Genomic DNA, 310 nt, shown 5'->3' with positions numbered 1-310 from the left:
TGGAGCTGGTGGTGGGTCTCGACACCTACGTGCTGGAGGCCGGTGACAGCTATTATTTTGAAAGCACCAGGCCGCATCGCTTCCGCAACCCGTTCGACGTACCGGCACGATTGATCAGTGCGGCAACGCCAGCCAATTTCTGACCCGCCCCTTTCAGTGAGTGACGCGTGAAGCTGACCCGGAAGATTCTGAGCACCGCAGGCGTTCTGACGTTATGGGCGTTCAATGTGCAAGCCGCCGATACCGCCCGAGCCCCTGACGACATCATCGCCGCCCATTGCGTCGCGTGTCACAGCGTCGGCCTGCTCAA

Annotated in this window: 1 protein-coding gene and 1 pseudogene; both read left to right on the top strand. The window is 60.6% G+C overall.

The genetic code is table 11. The features are described from left to right. Positions 1–143, top strand: a 143-nt coding sequence (locus ALO43_RS15620) for a cupin domain-containing protein (protein ID WP_157062306.1), incomplete at its 5' end; no start/stop codon positions are given. Positions 144–167: 24 nt separating this feature from the next. Continuing rightward, positions 168–310: pseudogene (locus ALO43_RS28965) on the top strand (c-type cytochrome); the annotation flags it as partial.

The organism is Pseudomonas tremae, from assembly GCF_001401155.1.
Taxonomy (GTDB): Bacteria; Pseudomonadota; Gammaproteobacteria; order Pseudomonadales; family Pseudomonadaceae; genus Aquipseudomonas; species Aquipseudomonas tremae.
Note: the sequence above shows the minus strand (reverse complement) of the source record. Positions and strands in the feature narration are given on the sequence as shown.